The sequence below is a fragment of the Ruminococcus callidus ATCC 27760 genome, from assembly GCF_000468015.1.
Lineage (GTDB): Bacteria > Bacillota > Clostridia > Oscillospirales > Ruminococcaceae > Ruminococcus_C > Ruminococcus_C callidus.
Genome location: NZ_KI260305.1, coordinates 1 through 255, shown reverse-complemented (window position 1 = coordinate 255; position 255 = coordinate 1). Strand labels below are relative to the sequence as shown.

1 protein-coding gene is annotated in these 255 nt (G+C 45.1%); it reads left to right on the top strand.

What is annotated here, in order from left to right; translation table 11 throughout:
* On the top strand, positions 1-255 hold a 255-nt coding region (locus RUMCAL_RS15745; RefSeq protein WP_021680780.1), incomplete at both ends, for a TMP repeat protein.

Below are 255 nucleotides of genomic sequence, written 5' to 3'. Positions count from 1 at the left end.
GGTTCGGAACAAGCTGGAACGAAGTCTGGACTTCCATCAAAACATTTTTTGTGGACACATGGAACAGCATTGCTTCCTTTTTCACGGGAATTGTTACCGGAATCCGGGACTTTTTCGTCAACACTTGGACGTCTATTTCCAATACCTTCACCACCATTGTCACTGCCATTCAGACGGTGGCAACGACCGTATTTACAGCGATTCGGGATTTCTTCACCACGATTTTTACAGCGATCTACAACTTTTTCAGCACGA